Source organism: Amycolatopsis sp. NPDC057786 (assembly GCF_042797905.1).
Lineage (GTDB): Bacteria > Actinomycetota > Actinomycetes > Mycobacteriales > Pseudonocardiaceae > Amycolatopsis.
This window is the reverse complement of sequence record NZ_JBHVKW010000004.1, coordinates 124,486-141,805: the sequence shown is the minus strand read 5'-3', so window position 1 is coordinate 141,805 and position 17,320 is coordinate 124,486. Positions and strand designations below refer to the sequence as shown.

At 68.1% G+C, this 17,320-nt stretch carries 19 protein-coding genes; 3 read left to right on the top strand and 16 right to left on the bottom strand.

The features are described from left to right. Window positions 1-4: 4 nt before the first annotated feature. The 11 genes from ACFVM3_RS04785 to ACFVM3_RS04735 form a co-directional block, all read right to left on the bottom strand. Window positions 5-1,003 carry an ABC transporter ATP-binding protein gene (locus ACFVM3_RS04785; RefSeq protein ID WP_378435586.1) on the bottom strand — a complete coding sequence of 333 codons (999 nt, stop codon included), beginning with the start codon at window positions 1,001-1,003 and terminating at the stop codon, window positions 5-7. Further along, the gene (locus ACFVM3_RS04780) at window positions 996-1,988 is read right to left on the bottom strand and encodes an ABC transporter ATP-binding protein (RefSeq protein ID WP_378435585.1); all 993 of its coding nucleotides are present in this window, start codon (window positions 1,986-1,988) and stop codon (window positions 996-998) included. Before ACFVM3_RS04780 ends, ACFVM3_RS04785 begins: the two co-directional genes overlap by 8 nt. Before the next feature lie 6 nt (window positions 1,989-1,994). Continuing rightward, entirely contained in the window at window positions 1,995-2,948 is a 954-nt protein-coding gene (locus ACFVM3_RS04775; RefSeq protein ID WP_378435583.1) for an ABC transporter permease, read from the bottom strand. Next, window positions 2,941-3,867 (bottom strand): ABC transporter permease, encoded by a 927-nt coding sequence (locus tag ACFVM3_RS04770; protein ID WP_125694151.1) that lies wholly within the window; start codon window positions 3,865-3,867, stop codon window positions 2,941-2,943. The genes ACFVM3_RS04775 and ACFVM3_RS04770 overlap by 8 nt, the downstream gene beginning before the upstream one ends. Window positions 3,868-3,960: 93 nt before the next feature. Beyond that, window positions 3,961-5,577, bottom strand: a complete 1,617-nt coding sequence (locus ACFVM3_RS04765) for an ABC transporter substrate-binding protein (protein ID WP_378435581.1) — start codon at window positions 5,575-5,577, stop codon at window positions 3,961-3,963. Window positions 5,578-5,834: 257 nt separating this feature from the next. Then, a complete protein-coding gene (locus ACFVM3_RS04760) occupies window positions 5,835-6,788 on the bottom strand; it encodes an exopolyphosphatase (protein WP_378435579.1) in 954 nt (317 codons plus the stop codon). 70 nt (window positions 6,789-6,858) lie between these two features. Next, the gene (locus ACFVM3_RS04755) at window positions 6,859-8,022 is read right to left on the bottom strand and encodes a lytic transglycosylase domain-containing protein (RefSeq protein ID WP_378435577.1); all 1,164 of its coding nucleotides are present in this window, start codon (window positions 8,020-8,022) and stop codon (window positions 6,859-6,861) included. A gap of 183 nt (window positions 8,023-8,205) precedes the next feature. Next, the gene (locus tag ACFVM3_RS04750) at window positions 8,206-8,721 is read right to left on the bottom strand and encodes a DUF501 domain-containing protein (RefSeq protein WP_370641842.1); all 516 of its coding nucleotides are present in this window, start codon (window positions 8,719-8,721) and stop codon (window positions 8,206-8,208) included. Window positions 8,722-8,809: 88 nt separating this feature from the next. Next, window positions 8,810-9,172 (bottom strand): septum formation initiator family protein, encoded by a 363-nt coding sequence (locus ACFVM3_RS04745; protein WP_091598626.1) that lies wholly within the window; start codon window positions 9,170-9,172, stop codon window positions 8,810-8,812. 192 nt (window positions 9,173-9,364) lie between these two features. Then, window positions 9,365-10,651 (bottom strand): phosphopyruvate hydratase, encoded by a 1,287-nt coding sequence (gene eno / locus ACFVM3_RS04740; RefSeq protein WP_016337276.1) that lies wholly within the window; start codon window positions 10,649-10,651, stop codon window positions 9,365-9,367. Window positions 10,652-10,755: 104 nt separating this feature from the next. Next, window positions 10,756-11,232 (bottom strand): VOC family protein, encoded by a 477-nt coding sequence (locus ACFVM3_RS04735; protein ID WP_378435575.1) that lies wholly within the window; start codon window positions 11,230-11,232, stop codon window positions 10,756-10,758. A 71-nt stretch (window positions 11,233-11,303) separates the two neighbouring features. On the opposite strand from ACFVM3_RS04735, the gene ACFVM3_RS04730 reads away from it, so the two are divergent. Then, the gene (locus ACFVM3_RS04730) at window positions 11,304-11,717 is read left to right on the top strand and encodes a tetratricopeptide repeat protein (RefSeq protein WP_378435573.1); all 414 of its coding nucleotides are present in this window, start codon (window positions 11,304-11,306) and stop codon (window positions 11,715-11,717) included. 30 nt (window positions 11,718-11,747) lie between these two features. Here ACFVM3_RS04730 and ACFVM3_RS04725 read toward each other — a convergent pair whose 3' ends face one another. Further along, window positions 11,748-12,317, bottom strand: coding sequence for a helix-turn-helix domain-containing protein (locus ACFVM3_RS04725; protein ID WP_378435571.1), 570 nt, complete (start codon window positions 12,315-12,317; stop codon window positions 11,748-11,750). Window positions 12,318-12,371: 54 nt separating this feature from the next. Between ACFVM3_RS04725 and ACFVM3_RS04720 the strand changes: the two genes are divergently transcribed. After that, on the top strand, window positions 12,372-13,292 hold the full coding sequence (locus ACFVM3_RS04720) for an NAD(P)/FAD-dependent oxidoreductase (protein WP_378435569.1): 921 nt from the start codon (window positions 12,372-12,374) through the stop codon (window positions 13,290-13,292). Here the strand turns inward: ACFVM3_RS04720 and ACFVM3_RS04715 are convergent. Beyond that, complete coding sequence (locus ACFVM3_RS04715) at window positions 13,265-13,969, bottom strand: murein transglycosylase (RefSeq protein WP_378435567.1); 705 nt, start codon at window positions 13,967-13,969, stop codon at window positions 13,265-13,267. The two genes, ACFVM3_RS04720 and ACFVM3_RS04715, sit on opposite strands and share 28 nt — an antisense overlap. Window positions 13,970-14,098: 129 nt before the next feature. Between ACFVM3_RS04715 and ACFVM3_RS04710 the strand changes: the two genes are divergently transcribed. Continuing rightward, on the top strand, window positions 14,099-14,509 hold the full coding sequence (locus ACFVM3_RS04710) for a PPOX class F420-dependent oxidoreductase (RefSeq protein WP_378435565.1): 411 nt from the start codon (window positions 14,099-14,101) through the stop codon (window positions 14,507-14,509). Between the two features lie 51 nt (window positions 14,510-14,560). Here the strand turns inward: ACFVM3_RS04710 and ACFVM3_RS04705 are convergent, their stop codons facing one another. From ACFVM3_RS04705 to ACFVM3_RS04695, 3 genes are read right to left on the bottom strand one after another with little or no spacing between them, the layout of a single operon-like run. Continuing rightward, a complete protein-coding gene (locus ACFVM3_RS04705) occupies window positions 14,561-15,133 on the bottom strand; it encodes a hypothetical protein (RefSeq protein WP_378435564.1) in 573 nt (190 codons plus the stop codon). After that, window positions 15,130-16,503 (bottom strand): hypothetical protein, encoded by a 1,374-nt coding sequence (locus ACFVM3_RS04700; RefSeq protein ID WP_378435562.1) that lies wholly within the window; start codon window positions 16,501-16,503, stop codon window positions 15,130-15,132. The genes ACFVM3_RS04705 and ACFVM3_RS04700 overlap by 4 nt, the downstream gene beginning before the upstream one ends. Beyond that, window positions 16,500-17,303 (bottom strand): ABC transporter ATP-binding protein, encoded by an 804-nt coding sequence (locus ACFVM3_RS04695; protein WP_378435724.1) that lies wholly within the window; start codon window positions 17,301-17,303, stop codon window positions 16,500-16,502. The genes ACFVM3_RS04700 and ACFVM3_RS04695 overlap by 4 nt, the downstream gene beginning before the upstream one ends. Between the last annotated feature and the right edge of the window lie 17 nt (window positions 17,304-17,320).

Sequence of the window (17,320 nt, the reverse complement as noted above, 5' to 3'; positions counted from 1 at the left end):
AAAGTCAGGGGACGACGGTTTTCTCCTCCGCGAAATGGCAGGCGGACAAATGCCCGCCGGACCGGACGACCAATTCGGGTTCCTGATCCGCGCAAACGTCCTGCGCCTTCCAGCACCGCGTGCGGAACCGGCAGCCCGACGGCGGATCCAGCGGGCTCGGCACGTCGCCTTCCAGCCGGATCACCTGCCGCTGCCCGCGCAACGCCGGATCCGCGACCGGCACCGCGGACAGCAGCGCCTGCGTGTAGGGATGCGAAGGACGCTCGTAGATCTCCTCTTCGGTCCCCATTTCCACGATCTTGCCGAGGTACATCACCGCCACCCGCGTGGAAAGGTGACGGACAACCGACAGATCGTGTGCGATGAACACATAGGAAAGGCCGAATTCGTTCTGCAGATCACCGAGCAGATTCATCACCTGCGCCTGGATCGAAACGTCGAGCGCCGAAACCGGCTCGTCGCAGATGATCACCTTCGGCCGCAACGCCAGCGCCCGCGCGATGCCGATGCGCTGACGCTGCCCGCCGGAGAACTGGTGCGGATAGCGGTTGATGTGCTCGGGGTTCAGCCCGACGACGTCGAGCAGCTCCCGCACCTTCGCCGCCCGTGACCCCTTCGGCGCCACCTCGGTGTGGATTTCGAAGGGTTCGCCGATGATGTCGCCGACCGTCATCCTCGGGTTCAGCGAGGTGTACGGATCCTGCAGCACGATCTGAATCTCGCGCCGCAGCCTCCTCAGTTCGGCTCCTCGCAACGCGAAGATGTCACGGCCTTCGAAGGTCGCGAGCCCGCCTGTGGGTTCTTCCAGCCGCATCAGCACCTGGGCCAACGTGGACTTGCCGCAACCGGACTCCCCCACCACACCGAGCGTTTCGCCCGGCATGAGGTCGAAGGAGACGCCGTCGACGGCCTTCACGTGCCCGATGGTGCGTTTGAAGAGGATCCCGGCCCGCACCGGGAAGTACTTCACCAGGTTTTCGACGCGCAGAATGGGCTCAGACACGATCGCTCACCACCTCGTCGGCGAAGTGGCAGGCGCTGACCCGGCCGAAGCCGAGGTTGCGCAGGGCGGGCCGTTCGGTCTCGCACCGGCTTTCCGCCCGCGGGCAGCGCGGATGGAACGGGCAGCCGGGCGGGATGTTCAGCAGGCTCGGCGGCAGGCCCTTGATGGTCTCCAGCGTCTGTCCTTTGAGGTCGAGCCGCGGCAATGAGGCCATCAGAGCCTCGGTGTAGGGATGCCCCGGCGAACGGAACAGCTCGGTGACGTCGGCCTGTTCGACGATCCGGCCCGCGTACATCACGGCGATCCGGTCGGCGACCTCGGCGACCACCGCCAGATCGTGGGTGATCAGGATCAGCCCCATCCGCCGTTCGGCCTGGATCTCCGCCAGCAGGTCCATGATCTGGGCCTGCACGGTGACGTCGAGCGCGGTCGTCGGCTCGTCCGCGATCAGCAGATCCGGGTCGAGCGCGAGCGACATGGCGATCATGGCGCGCTGCCGCATCCCGCCGGAGAACTGGTGCGGGTACTCGCGGACCCGGCGGGCGGCGGCGGGGATGCGCACGGTGTCGAGCAGTTCGATCGCCCGCTTCCGCGCGTCCTTTTTGGACATGCCGAGCCGGACTCGCAGTTGTTCCTCGATCTGGAATCCCACCGTGAACACGGGATTGAGCGCCGACAACGCGTCCTGGAAGATCATCGCGATCTCCCCGCCCCGCACCTCACGCCGCCGCTCTTCGGTGGCGGTGAGCAGATCCTCGCCGCGGTAACGGACCGCGCCGCCGGTGACGACGGCGGGCGGGCTGTCGAGGATGCCCATCACCGTCTGCGCGGTCACGCTCTTCCCGGAGCCTGATTCCCCCAGCACGGCAAGGGTTTCCCCGGCGTGCACGGAGTAGTCGACGCCGTTGAGCACGGTCGCGACGCCATCGGAGGTGCGGAATTCGACATGGAGGTCTTCCACCTCCAGCAGCAGTTCGTCGGTCACGGACGATCACCGGGCCTTCGGGTCGAGCGCGTCGCGGATACCGTCACCGAGCATGACGAACGCGAGCACGGTGATGGTCACGAACCCCGCGGGGAACAACAGCATGTGCGGATTCACCCGGAAGTAGTCCCGCGCGTCGCTGATCATCACACCCCACGAAACGACCGGCGGCCGCACACCGACGCCGAGATAGGCCAGCGTCGCTTCCGCGCCGATGAAGGCGCCGAGCGCGATGGTCCCGTAGACCAGCACCGGCGCGACCGTGTTCGGCAGCAGATGCCGGAACACGATGCGCGGCGTGCTCGCGCCGAGCCCGCGCGCGGCCTTGACGTAGTCGAGCTGTTTGGCCACCAGCGTCGCCGACCGCATGATGCGCATCGCCACCGGCCAGCTCAGCGCGGCGATCGACACGACCACCTGCACGATGATCGTGACGACCCCGGGGTTCGAACCGGGCGCGTTGAACGTGGTCAGGATGACGATCGCGCCGAGCACGAACGGCAGGGCCGCGAAGATGTCACCCACCCGCGAGAACAGGCTGTCGATCAGACGGCCGTAGTACCCGGCGATGATCCCCACCACCGAGCCGATCAGGATCGTCAGCACCGTCGCGAAGACACCGACCAGCAGCGACGCCCGCGCGCCGTGGATGGTCCGCGCGTAGACGTCGTAACCCTGGTTGTCGTAACCGAACCAGGCGTCCGCGGACGGTCCTTCGTTGGCATGGAGCAGATCGCTGAACCCGGCGGGCCGGGAACTGAACAGATCGGGCGCGATCGCGATGAGCACGACGAGCGTGATGATGACGGCGGAGATGATGAACGACGGCCGCTTGCGCAACATCCGCCAGGCGTCGCCGCCGAGGCTGCGTGGTTTGTGCGCCGTCGCGGAATCGTCGGCGACACCGGCGCCTGCGACGTCCACAGAGGACACTCCGCCGGCCACATTGGGGTCAGTCATAACGGATCCTCGGGTCGAGAACGGCGTAGAGCAGGTCGACGATGAGACTCACCAGCAGATAGACCATCACCAGCAGGACGACGACGCCGGTGACGGTGGCGCCCTCCCGGTTCTGGATACCGCGGAAGATGAGCCCGCCGATGCCGTTGATGTTGAACACGCCTTCGGTGACGATGGCCCCGCCCATGAGCGCGCCGATGTCGGTGCCGATGAAGGTCAGCACCGGGATCACCGAGTTCCGGAGCAGGTGCACGCCGACGACCCGGCTGCGCGGCTGTCCCTTCGCGACGGCCGTGCGGACGTAGTCGGCGTGCCGGTTCTCCGCGATGCTCGTTCTGGTCAACCGGGCTATGTAGGCCATGGAGAGACTGCCGAGCGCGATGCCGGGCACGATCAGCTCGCCGATCGTGGCGTCCTCGGACACGCTCGCGTCGATGATGCCCAGTTCCGAACCGAGGACGATCTGGAGCACGATCGCGGTGACGAACACCGGGATCGAGATCAGGAACGTGGTGGACATCAGCACGAGGTTGTCGAGGAAACCCTTGCCGCGCAGGCCGGTCAGGATGCCCGCGGACAGGCCGATGATCGCTTCGATGGCCACCGCGATGAGGGCGAGCCGGACCGTCACCGGATAGGCGTTCCCGATCAGTTCGCCGACCGAGTTGCCGTTGAAGGTCTCGCCCCAGTCGCCGGTGAACAGGTTGCCGAGGTATTTGAAGTACTGGACGAAGATCGAATCGTCGAGGTTGAACTTCGCGGTCATCATCTCGATGTAGGCGGGCGGGCAGGCGACCTGACCGCATTTTCCGGCGAACGGGTCACCGGGCACCGCCCACACGAGGGCGTAGATGAGGAACGTCGTGCCGAAGAAGACCGGGATGAGTTGAAGTAGTCGTCGGAGGATGTATTGGGGCATGGGCGTGCCGTCCTGGAGATCGCGTGGTGGGAGCCGGGGTCCGGGACGGCCGGGAACGGTGCTGCACCGTTCCCGGCCGTCCCGGCCACGCGATTACTTCGCCGCGACCTCGATGGACGCGTAGTCCGCGAGCCTGCCGAAGTCCAGCTTCACGGTCTTGAGCCGGTTCGACTTCCCGCCGACACCCTTCTCTTCCCATACTGGGATCTGGGGCAGATCCTTCGCGATCAGATCCTCGGCCTGCTGGTACAGCTTGATCGCGGCCGCCTTGTCGGCGGTCTGGTCCGCCTGGGTCAGCAGCGCGTCGACGGCCGGGTTGTTGTAGGTGGAGTCGTTCGACGAACCGGTGCTCTTGTAGCGCGGGTTCAGGTAGTTCTCGATCGACGGGTAGTCGGCGGACCAGTCGGAACGGCCCATGCCGGTCAGCTGGCGGTTGTTGACGATGCTGCGCCACTGCCCGAAGTCGGTCGCCGGCACGAAGTCGCATTCGACGCCGAGCGCGTTCTTGATGCTGTTGCACGCCGCGACCAGCGGCTCCTTGCGGCCACCGTCGGCGTTCGACGCGATGGTCAGCTTGCCGGTGTAGCCGGACTTCGCGAAGAACTCCTTGGCCTTCACCGGGTCGAACTTGCAGAACTCGCAGACGCCTGGCCGGTAGCCCTCGATACCGCGCGACACGTAGCCGTCGGCGGGCGCGTAGGTGTCGTTCATGACGGTCTTGACGATCTGCTCGCGGTCGATGGCCAGCGAGATCGCCTTGCGCAGGTCCAGGTTGTCGTAGCCAGGGACGTAGTACGGAAGGGCGAGCGCGCTGATGCCGAGCAGCTTCCCTTCGATCAACCGCTCACCGAGGTCGGTCTTGTACTTGCCACCGGCCTTCGCCGCGGGCGGGAGCGCCTCCATGAAGTCGAGGCGGTTGCTCAGCAGATCCTGGTACGCGGTCTCCTGGCTGGTGTAGATGCGGACCTCGAGGTCCTTGAACTTGACCTTGTCCTCGCCCTGGTACTCGTCGAACCGGGTGAGCTTCATGTTCTGGTTCGGCGTGCGCGAAACGAACTTCAGCGGCCCGTTTCCGATCGGGGCCTTGGCGAACGCCTCCGGGTCGGCGAAGAACTTGTCCGGCAGCGGCGCGAAGGCGAGGTAGCCGATCTTGGTGGCGAACACGGAGAACGGTCCCTTGAGGGTGACCTGGAACTCGTAGTCGTTCACGACCTTGAGCCCGGACATCTCCTTGACGGCGGGTTCCTTGGCGCTGATCTCGTCGTAGCCCTGGATCTGCTCGAAGAACGACGCGTTCTGCATGCCGTTCTTGCCGTTCGCGCTGTAGTTCCAGGCGTCGACGAAGTTCTTGGCCTTGACCTCGGTCCCGTCGTGGAACTTCCAGCCCTTTTTGATCTTGATGTCGAAGACCTTCGAATCGGTCGTGGTGATCGATTCGGCCATCAGGTTGTACGGCTCGGCGGTGTCGGATTTGTAGCCGACCAGCGCCGAGAACACCGGCTTGAGGGCCTTGGACCCACCGAGCTCGTTGGTGTTGGCGGGAATCAGCGAGTTCTCCGGCTCGGTGCCGTAGACCGAAACCGACGCGTTGGCGTCGACGGCGCCGGACCCCTTGTCGTCACCGGATCCACCACCTCCACAGGCCGTCAGCAGCAGGGCCGCCGTGGCCACCACCGCCGTCGCTCCCCAGAACCCGCGTGAAGCCCGCATGTCCACTCCAACTCTCGTCGTCGGATAGGGCGGCGAGTGCTGGTCGCGCCCTACCGCCCAGAAGGTGAGACGACGCTATGGGACAGGTGAAGCCGATCACAGTGCGTTGGTGTTGCAAATGTGTGACGGTCTCCGGGACCACCCGGTTAGAGCACAACGTTGGTAGGAACGACGCTACGCCGAACGGCTCAATCCGGACTGGAGGTCACCGCTTGATCACCTAAAGAAATGGCTTCCTGTAAGAGAAAACCCGACTGTCAAGCCAGCGACAGCGCGATCCCGTCGAGGATGTCGTGCTCGGAGATCACCAGTTCGTCGGGACCACCGCGCGTGGCGAACTGCTCGGCCAGCACCTGCACGATCACCGAGCCGCCACCGATCACGTCTACCCGGCCCGGGTGGATCACCGGGTTCGCGGCGCGGGTCGCGTGGTCGGCCGTCAGGAGCGACTGCGCGACGCGGTCGATGTCGGCGTGGGAGAGCTTCGAGAGGTGGGTGCGCTCGGAGTCGTACTCCGACAGGCCCTGCGCCACGGCGGTCAGGGTCGTGACCGTCCCGGCGACACCGATCCACGTCTTGGCGGTGGACACGTCCACGACGTCGAAGGCCTCGGTGAGGACCTTGGCGGCCAGCTCGCGGGCTTCGGCGATCTCGGCCGCGGTCGGCGGGTCGGACTTCAGCGCGCGTTCGGTGATGCGCACGCAGCCGATGTCGACCGACTTGGCCGCGATGACCTCGGCCTGACGGCCGTCCCAGGTGCCGACCACGAGCTCGGTCGAGCCGCCGCCGACGTCGACCACCACGAAGGGGCCGTCGTCGGGATCCTGCTCGCCGACCGCGCCGGTGAAGGACAGGCGCGCCTCTTCGTCCCCGCTGATTACTTCGGCCTCGGTGCCGAGCACTTCGCGCGTCATCGCGAAGAACTCGTCGCGGTTGCTCGCGTCACGGGTCGCGGACGTCGCGACCATGCGGACCTTCTCCACTCCCTTGCGGCGCGCGGCGATCGTGTAGTCGGCCAGCGCCTTACGGGTGCGCTCGAGCGCCTCGGGGGCCAGTCTGCCGGTGGCGTCCACGCCCTGGCCGAGGCGAACGATCCGCATCTCGCGGTGCAGGTCGCGCAGGTCGACCGTCCCGTCGTGGCGGGGGGTCAGCTCGGCTACGAGCAGGCGGATGGAGTTGGTCCCACAGTCGATCGCGGCAACACGAGGCATGCCTCGGAGATTACAGCGGAGCTTCTCCGTTGAGGGTGGTGGCGGGGGCATGGATGGACGGCCAATGCGATCAGGGCGTCTTGGTACCGCTGGTGTCCGTCGGCGTGACCGTCGTCGTCGTTGTGGTCGTCGTCGGCGAGGTGCAGGTCGGCGCCGGAGTCGGCGTCGTGGTCGTCGGACTCGTGCTGGTGCCCGAAGTCGGTTGCGTCTCCGTCACCGTGACCGTCGGACATTGCGGCAGCTTCGGGCTTGTCGACGGCGAATTCGACGAAGACCCCGAATTGCTCGGCGGCAGCGAGCTCGACGGCGGCGACGTCACCGAACCGGGTGGCGTCGACGGCACCGGAGGCGGCGGCACCGACGCGGGCGGCGGAGCGGCACCGGCGTTCGGGGCGCCGATCGGGACCTGGCTGTCCGGCGTCGGCAGCACCCCCGTGCGGTACGCCTCGGCCCAGATCAGCACGGTGTTCACATAGGTGTCCGAGTTGTTGTAGCGGAACACGGCCGCGCGCAACTGGTCCGGTTTGGACAGATCGAGCCCGCCGGAGCACAGGTACCGGCCCGTGCCCAGCGCCGCGTCGAAGATGTTGTTCGGATTGGACTCGCCGTCGCCGTTGCCGTCGGAGGCGTAGCCCTTCCACGTCGACGGGATGAACTGCGTCGGGCCGACGGCGCGGTCCCACACCGTGTCGCCGTCGAATACGCCGCCGTCGGTGTCCGGGATGGCCGCGAACGGCCCGGCGCCGTTGAGCTGCGGACCGAGGATCGGTTCGAGGGTGTTGCCCTTCGCGTCGACGTAACCGCCGCGCGCGTGATTGGACTCGATGCGGCCGATACTCGCGATCAAAGCCCAGTCGATGTGGCAACCGGGCTGTTCGGCGATGAGGATGTCGGCGGCGTTGCGGTACGCGGCGAGCGCGGTGACCGGGATGCCGAGCGGTCCTTCGGGGAGTTCGTCCGCGGGGAGCGGGAGCGGGGTCGGGGCGTTCGGCAGGCTGCCGTCGACGCCGATCTGCTGGACGAGCGGGTTCTTCGGGTCGTAGCCGTCGACGAGGGCGACATTTTCGGAATGGACCGTGCTCGCCGTCGCGGCCCAGCTGCCGGCACCGACGACCGCGGCACCGGCCGGGACGACGGCGAGGACCCCTCCGGCCACCGCGGCGATCGTGCGGTGCCGGAGACAGAGTCTCCGGACGTGACCGGTGACCGCGCCTGGCACGTGCCTCACGCGCATACCTCAGAACCCTCCCGGCGGATCACGACTCGGCGATCCGGTACTTGCCCACCCCGTCACCCCTCGACCGTGCCCAGCCTGCCGCATACGGTGACCGGTTTCACCCCATAGCGGAGGACCAGTTGGCCGACATCGGGTGAATTAACCCACCTGGAGGAACTATCTGTACATCGCGCGCGGGTGTTACCCCTGGCAGTCGCCGGACGGCCAGCCGTTCGCCTTGAGCAACTCGAGCGTCTCGTCCCCGAACGGGTTCACCCCGGGACCGACGGCCAGCGTGTGCGCCAGGTGGACGTGCAGGCATTTGACGCGGCCGGGCATCCCGCCCGCGCTGACCTCGTGGCCGAGCGAATCGATGGCGTCGCGTTCGGCGAGGTAGCTCTCGTGGGTGCGCTGGTAGGCGGCCGCCAGCTCGGGGTCCTCGGCGAGCCGGTCGGTCATTTCCTTCATCAGCCCGGACGCCTCGAGCGTGCCGACCATCGACGTCAGCTTCGGGCAGGTCAAGTAGTAGAGCGTGGGGAACGGCGTGCCGTCGTCGAGGCGGGGGCTGGTCTGCACGACCGACGGGTGGCCGCTCGGGCAGCGCGCGGCGACGGCGCGCAGCGCACGGGGGGCCCGGCCGAGCTGTTCCGCGATGATCTCGCGGTCGGCGTCGGTCACCGGCTCAAAAGAAGACTTTTCCGTGCTGTTCACACCCATAAGGCTAACGCGCGGCTGAAGGACGCTTTCCCCGCATAGGACGTGGTGAAAGCTCCCTTCACCGCATCTCATGCGGTGAAGGTCCCCTTCAGCCGCCCGCGACCTGATCCCACAGCTTCTCGTACCAGGAGCCCGCGGGCACCGGCTGCTGACCTTGTGGTTGCCCTTGCTCGGGCGCTTTGTCTTCGGGGAGCTGCACGATGTACGGCGTCTCGCCGGGTTTCACGAAACCGAAGCGCTTACGCGCCTCCGCCTCGATCTGCGCCGGGTCGCTCAGCTCGGCCTTGCGGCCCTCCAGCTGGGTGACGCTCCGCTGCAGCTCGGACTGCAACTGCTGCTGCTCGGTCACCTCGGACTTCTGGCTGAGGTACGTGCGCAGCGGGACGGCGATGGTGAACGCGAGCGCGCACACCACGATCGCCACCACCGCGGCCCGGCGGGTGGTGGACATGCCGAGCACCTTCGCGGCACCCGATGCCCGTTTCGCCGCCAGACTGCGGCGCAGCCGGGTTCGGGCGCGGACCTCCGTCGTCGTCGTGCGACGGGCGCGCTCCGGTCGGCGGCCCCTGCTGGAGCCACCGCCGCCCGCGCGCCCGCTGCTACGACGGGTCGTCCGCGCCCTCCCCCGGTCCGCCATGGCTGATTACCCCTCCGGGCTGAACCGCGGGAACGCGAGGTCGCCGGCGTAGCGCGCCGCGTCGGCGAGGGTCTCCTCGATGCGGAGCAGCTGGTTGTACTTGGCGATCCGCTCGCCGCGCGCCGGGGCGCCGGTCTTGATCTGGCCGACACCGGTCGCGACGGCGAGGTCCGCGATGAAGGTGTCCTCGGTCTCGCCGGACCGGTGGCTCATCATCGACTTGTAGCCGTACGAGGTGGCCAGCGAGATCGCGTCGAGGGTCTCCGACAGGGTGCCGATCTGGTTGACCTTCACCAGCAGCGCGTTGGCGGCGCGGCGGGTGATGCCCTCTTCGAGGCGGTCCGGGTTGGTGACGAACAGGTCGTCCCCGACCAGCTGGACCTTCTCGCCGATCTCGGTGGTCAGCTGGACCCAGCCGTCCCAGTCGTCCTCGCTCAGCGGGTCCTCGATGGACACGAGCGGGTAGTCGCGGACGAGCTCGCCGTAGTAGGCCGACATCTGCTCGGCGCTCTTCTTCGCGCCTTCGAAGGTGTACGCGCCGTCGGAGAAGAACTCCGTCGCGGCGACGTCGAGCGCGAGCGCAACGTCGCGGCCCGGGGCGTACCCGGCCTTCTCGATCGCCTGAAGGATCAGGTCGAGTGCCTCGCGGTTGTTCTTCAGGCTGGGCGCGAAGCCGCCTTCGTCACCGAGGCCGGTGGCCAGGCCGCGGCCCTTCAGGACCGACTTCAGCGAGTGATAGACCTCGGTGCCCCAGCGCAGGGCCTCGCGGAACGACTCGGCGCCGATCGGCGCGATCATGAATTCCTGGATGTCGACATCGGTGTCGGCGTGCGCGCCACCGTTGAGGATGTTCAGCATCGGCACCGGAAGCACGTGCGCGTTCGGCCCGCCGAGGTAGCGGAACAGCTCCAGCTCGGCCGACTCCGCGGCGGCCTTCGCCACGGCGAGCGAAACACCGAGGATGGCGTTCGCGCCGAGGCGGGACTTCGCCGGCGTGCCGTCGAGGTCGACCAGCTTCTGGTCGACGATGCGCTGGTCGACGGCGTCGGTGCCGACCAGGTCCGGGCCGATCTCGTCCAGGACGGCCGCGACCGCGCGCTCGACACCCTTGCCGTTGTACCGGCCGGTGTCGCCGTCACGCAGCTCGACGGCTTCGTGTTCGCCGGTGGACGCACCCGAGGGGACCGCGGCCCGCGCCAGCGTGCCGTCGTCGAGAGCCACCTCCACTTCGACCGTCGGGTTGCCTCGCGAGTCCAGAATCTCGCGAGCGCCTACCTGCTCGATGAGCGCCACGCCATGCTCCTCATGTGGGTTGTGCCTGCGGTGACCGCGCCCAGCCTAGCCGTCACCGCAGTTCACCCGTTGGAGGCACGCGCCACAATGCGCGCCGACCAGACCTAAGAGTCGGTTGGTTCACCTGCGCGAACTTCCCGCCAGCCCGACGGAAGCTCGACGGTGTCCGAGAACTGCTGCCAAAAGGTCCAACTGTTGCCGCCGATGTCGGAGACGGTGAACACCCGGGCGCCGTAGGGCTGATCCTGGGGTGCGTCGATGTCCGCGTCGTCGCCGAGCGCGGCGCGGACGCGCTCGTACTGCGCGTCGACGTCGGGGACGTACACGATGTTCAGCTGCCCGACCGGGCCGTCGACGCCTTTCGCCTGCCAGTACTCGGGGCCGACCCCGGCCAGCTGGATCTTGGCCGGACCGGCGCACAGGGTGGCCTGGAACACCTCTCCGGAGGCGTCGGCGAAGCGCACTTCCTCGGTGAACCCGAACACTCTGACCAGCCACGCGACCGCCTCGGTGGCGTCGGCGTAGTAGAGGTACGGCGCGAGCCCGAGGTAGCCGGGCTCGTTTTCTTCGGCACTGCTCATGGCAGGACAGTCCACCATGACCGTTTCAGCAGTCGAGATCGACCCTGCCCAGGCGTATCGTGGAGCGGACCATGATGGATGCCGAACCCGCCCCAGAACCCGGCGAGGACTCGTCCGGTGAGTCTCGGTTCCACGCCTTCCGGCAGGCGGAGGCGCTGGTCGAAAGCCGCAGGCCGCTCGACGCCCTCAAGGCCCTCGAGCCCTTGCTGAAGGACGAAACCGACAAACCGAGTGTTCAGTTGCTGGCAGGCCGCGCGTACTTCCACTCCGCACAGTTGCGACGGGCCGAACGCGCCTTCACCCGGGTACTGGAGCTGGACCCCACCGATCACTACGCGCGGTTCGTGCTCGGGCGGACCCTCCAGCGCCTCGGCAGGCTGACCGAAGCGCTCGCGCAGATGCGGATCGCGTCGGCGATGCACCCGATCCCGGAGTATCTGGAAGCGATCAGTGAGGTCAACGCGCGGATCGCGCTGCGCGACTGACCTGCCGGCGGGAGCAAGGGACCTTTGCTCTCACTTCGACCTCGCCCGCAGGTGAGCCCGCTCGCCCTGCTTGCCGAACAGCACGAGCAGCTCCACCGGCCCCGGCCCCGCGCTGCCGAACCAGTGCGGCACCCGTGTGTCGAACTCCGCGGCCTCGCCGGGACCCATCGTGAAGTCGCGGTTGCCGAGCAGCGCCCGCAGCCGTCCGCTGAGGACGTACATCCACTCGTAGCCCTCGTGCGTGCGCTGCACCGGCTCGATGTCTTCGACCGGGATCAACAGTTTGAACGCCTGTGGCTGGCCGGGCTGCGCGGTCAGCGCCCACGCGGTGAACCTGCCGAATTTCTGCGGTTTCATCCGGACCCGCGGGTCGGCGGGTTCGGGTTCGCCGACCAGTTCGTCGAGCGGCACCTGATGCGCCGCCGACAACGTGAGCAACAGCTCCAGCGTGGCCTTCCGGGAGCCCGATTCGAGCCGCGAGAGCGTGCTGGCTGAGATCCCCGTCGCCTCCGAGAGCGCGGAGAGCGTGGTGCCGCGCTCCTTGCGGAGCTGCTTGAGCTTCGGGCCGACCTCGGCGAGCCGCCGTTCGATGTCCTCCATGCCCTCAGTTTGCCAAATCGGCAATGAATTTTGCCAATCCTCGAGGAAGTCCGGATGCTCGGGACCATGAGCAACGAATTCGACGTGGTGATCATCGGTGGTGGCGTCGCGGGTCTCAGCGCGGCCTTGGTACTGGGCAGGGCACGGCGCAAGGTCGTCGTGATCGACGGCGGCACCCCGCGCAACGCGCCCGCCGCGCACGCCCACGGTTTTCTGACCAGGGACGGCATCCCACCCAAAGAACTGCTGGAAATAGGCCGTGACGAGGTCCGCGGCTACGGCGTCGAGATCGTCGAGGACGTCGTCCACCGGCTGCGGCACGACAAGGCGGTGGAACTGGCGAGCGGCCGGGTCATCCGCGGTCGCCGGATCGTGGTGACCACCGGACTGGCCGACGAATTGCCGGACGTCCCCGGCGTCGCGGAGCGCTTCGGCACCGACGTCCTGCACTGTCCGTACTGCCACGGCTGGGAGGTGCGCGATCAGCGTTTCGGCGTGCTCGCCACCTCGGAGAGGTCGGTCCACCAGGCGCTGATCGTCTGGCAGTGGAGCAAGGACCTGACCTTCTTCACGCATACGCAGCAGCTCTCGGCCGAAGACCGGGCGAAGCTGACCGGGCTGGGCATCCGGATCGTCGACGGGAAAGTGTCCGAGCTCGCCGTCGAAGACGACCGGCTGACCGGCGTCCGGCTCGTCGACGGGGAATTCGTCGAACGCGATATCGTGTTCGTCGGCCCGAAGTTCGTCCCGCACGACCGGCTTCTCGCCCAAATCGGCTGCGCGCGCACCGAAAGCGGCTCGATCGCGGTGGACGCGCAGGGCCGGACGAACGTGGACGGTGTCTGGGCGGCGGGGAACGTCGTCGATCCGATGGCACAGCTGGTCGTCGCCGCGGGCGACGCCTACCGGATGGCGTCGGCGCTCAACTTCGACCTGGTGCTCGAAGATCAGGGCGCGACGCTGGCGTCCGCGTAGGTGTCGGCCGCGCTGAAGACCTCCTGGACGTAGGGCACCGACGGGTTGAACACCCGCATCGACTTCCACCAGCCGTCCGGCGTGGCGACGTCGTCGCCGGCGGCGCACAGGTAGCGGGCTGTGGCGAAGGCGGCATCGTCGAGGTCCTTCGGATCCGGGTGCTTCCCGTCGCTCCTGGCCCGGGCGGAGTGCTTGGCCCAGACGTCGGCCCGGAGCGTGATCGGGCCGGGCCTGCCCTGGGCCGTTTCGACGTGGGAGATCCCGGCGAGGGTCGCCCACGAGAGGTGGCAACCGGGCTTCTGCCGCCGGAGCCACATCTCGGCCCGGCCGTAGGCGGACAGCTCGGTGACGGAGAGCCGGGTCTTCGCCGCCACCCGGTTCGCCCAGGTCTCGAGTTCGGCCGCGTCGGAAACGGTGGGCCGGTCGGGCGGCGCGGCGAGCCCCGCGCGCGGCGTCGCCACCCCCGGCTGGGGCTTCTGGTCGGGAACCGCGAGCGCGGGCTGGGGCTGAACCGGCGGAGGCGGCTCCTCGCCTCCCGGCCGGTTCACCCCGACGGTCATGATCAGCACCACGCCCGTGAGCACGAGCCCACCCGCGAAAGCGAGCCTGGGCACGTACGGCGGCAGAGGGCGGGCAGCATGCTCCGGGGCTTCGGTGCTCTGCGCGGTTTCAGCCACCCGGTCAGGTTACTTCGCCACACTTCCGGGCGATGCCCCAATCGGCTTACGAAGCGGACCGACAGTAGAACCAATCGGCGACCGGCACCCCTTGACCTCCAGATAAGTGGAGGTATCACACTGCTTTCCATGTTCAGTGAAGCGGAACTCGACTACCTCGCCTCCCAAGGTCTCGGGCGGCTCGCGACGGCGCAGCCGGACGGCACGCTGCAGGTCAGCCCCGTCGGTTACGCCTACAACACCGAGACCCGGACGATCGACATCACCGGCTACGAACTGGCGAAGAGCAAGAAGTTCCGGAACGTGGCCGCGAACGGGCAGGCCGCGTTCGTCGTGGACGACATGCCCTCGCAGGACCCGCCGAGGATCCGCTGCCTCGAAATCCGCGGCCGGGCCGAGGCGCTGACCGGCGCCCGCACCCCCGACGGTCATCTCGACGGCGCGGTGATCCGGATCCATCCGGCGCGGATCATCAGCCTCGGTGTCGACGACCCGGACCACGACCCGCTCGATCTCGTTCCGCACAACCGAAACGTCTGACCGGGGAAGTGAAAGGGGCGTTCCCGACGAAAAACGTCGGGAACGCCCCTTTCAGCGACGGGCACCGTAAACCGCGTAGCTCCCCAAACCGGCCACGGCGAGCACCACCGCGGTCCACGTGGCTTCGGCGACTCCGGCGGGCTGGAAGGGCCAGGTGACCACCAGGTGCACGCTCTCCGTGCCCGACGTGGTGGCCCAGACCACGAACGCGACCGCGAATCCGGCCAGCGGCAACGTCCACCCGAACGCCCCGCCGAACAGCACCGCGGCGACCCCGGCGAGTCCGAGCAGTCCGCCCGCGTTCCGCACGATGATCTCCATCGGAACCCGCTCCGCTTCCCACAGCCGCGGCAGTAGCACGGCGCCGATGCCGACGCCGCCGATCAGCAGGAGATGCAGGGCGCGGCGAGGCGCCCAGCGGATCGCGGCGGTCCGGTCGAGATCGACGTCCTGCCCGCTGAGGCCGATGGCGGTCACCGCGATCGCCACCAAGAGCGCCAGGGAAACCGGGATCTCCGACCAGCGGTCCCGCGCAAAAAACCAGATCACCGCCATACTCGCCGTCAGCGCCGCGAACGACGCGGGCAGGGCACGCGAGCGCGCGTACAGCACCGCCCACCTCATCGGGCCCCACCGAGGAGGATGTCGAGCTGGTTGCCCTGGCAGGTCAGGCCCGCCTGCCGCTGCGCGATGATCCGCGTGCGCTGCACGTCGGGCGGCAGGGCACGGAAGGTTTCCCACTTCCGCGCGACCTCGTTCTTCGTGTCTTCGCTCAGCCAGGAATTCCCGGCCATCCCCCACTCGCCGAGGAACCAGCTCGACGTGATCGACCGCGCGGTGAGTTCGTCCATGAAGGTCCTGTCGACACCATGGAGGGTGTAGCAGGTCGGCGTTCCGCCGCCGGCGACCAGTGTCCGAGTCATGTCGTCCGAATTCAGGACCGAACGGATGGACCAATCCACCAAGTCCACATAGACGGTGTCGGCGGCGCGCGGCGGCACCTCGTCGTAACCCAGCCGCCGGTCCAGTACCGCGACCTTGACCGGCGCGTCTGGCAGAGTGCCCAACAGCCGCAACGCTTCCTTGCCCGGCCCGGCGAGACGAGGCAGCTCGGCTTCGAGCATGCGGGGGACGCAGACCGGGCCGTCGCAGACCATCTCCGTCGCGTTCGGGTCGGCGACCTCGGCTTCGGCCGTGCTGCCGGGAAGAACGGGCAAGGCGATCGCGGCCGCCACCAGCGCGGGAACGACGGCGAGCCCCTTCGCCCGCTTGGAGCGGGCGGCCAGCAGGAGGAATCCGGTCGCGGCCAGTCCGGCGAGCCAGACCACCTGCCCGAGATCCATCCGGCCCGCGGTGGTGGCGAACGGATCCCGGACGACGCCAATCGCGGGCGAGAGCAAGGAGACGTTGTACGGAACGAATCCTCTGACCACGCTGCCCGTCGACCCGCCGAGCTGGAACAGGATCACGGCCACAAAAGTGGCGACGGCCACCGCGGGCGCGGTCAGCGGATGCGGCAGCAACCGGCCGATCCCGAGCCCGATCCAGGCGCCCGCGAGCATCCCGAGCACACCGACCACGACGATCGGCAGCCAGCCGAAGGTGAAGAACCCGCCATTGAGGGCCGCCTGGACGGCGCCGACGGCGAAGATCAGCAGGTAACCCAGCACCAGCAGACCGCCCAGGGCACCGGCGAGTTTCGCGGCCCGGTGCCATGCGGGTCGCGGCATGGTGGCCATGAGCTCGGCCGTGCCGGACCGGCTGTCACGCATGCCCTGGATGACACCGGCGCCGATCGCGATCGGCCACAGGAACACCAGCAGGAAACGGCTCCACTCCGCGGCGTGCGTCCAGTGTTCGTCCCAGGCGAGCGGCGCCTTCGTCCACGGACCACTGAACGAATACAGGAAGCCGAACGCGACGACGAGGATCGCGAGCGTGGCCCAAGGGGCGATGGAGCGGCGGACTTCGGTCCGCAGGACGCGCGTGTTCACCAGTTCCCCTTCCCCGGCTCGTGCCCCAGCAGCGCCGAGTAGCCGCGCTCGATCGGGCTGTCGCCGACGTGCTCCTCGGTCCCGGCCGCGGCCAGCTCGTCCGGAGTCCCCTGGAAGACGAGTTTCCCGTTTTCGAACAGGACGACGTCGGTGCAGGCCGTCGCGACGTCCTCGACGAGATGCGTCGAGACGACGACGCAGGCGTCACGGCCGATCTCCTGGAGAAGGTCCCGGAACCGTACACGCTGCGCCGGGTCGAGCCCGGCGGTCGGCTCGTCCAGCAGGAGGATGTCCGGATCGTTCACGATCGCCTGCGCGATCCCGACCCGCCGCACCATGCCGCCGGACAGCGTCTTCATCCGGTCGTCGGCCCGGTCGGCGAGGCCGACCCGTTCGATCGACCGCTGCACCGCGGCCGGGATGTCCTGTTTGGACATCTCCTTCAGCCAGGCGATGTATTCGACGAACTCGCGGACGGTGAACCGCTTGTAGAAACCGAAGTTCTGCGGCAGATAGCCGATACGGCGGCGCAGGCGGCGCTGATCGGTGAACCCCCCGACGGATTCACCGAGCAGCGCCAGCCCTCCCTCCGCCGGCCGGAGCACCGTCGCCAGCGCCCGGATCAGCGTGGTCTTCCCGGCCCCGTTCGGGCCGAGCAGACCGTGCACCCCCGTGCCGAGTTCCAGATCGAGCCCGTTCACGGCCAGCTTGCGTTTGCCGACCCGGACCTTCAGTCCCTCCGCCTTGATCTGCCACGCGTAGGTCGTCGGTGCGACCTCCGCGGCCCCGACAGCACGCATCATGTTCTCCCCTTCGT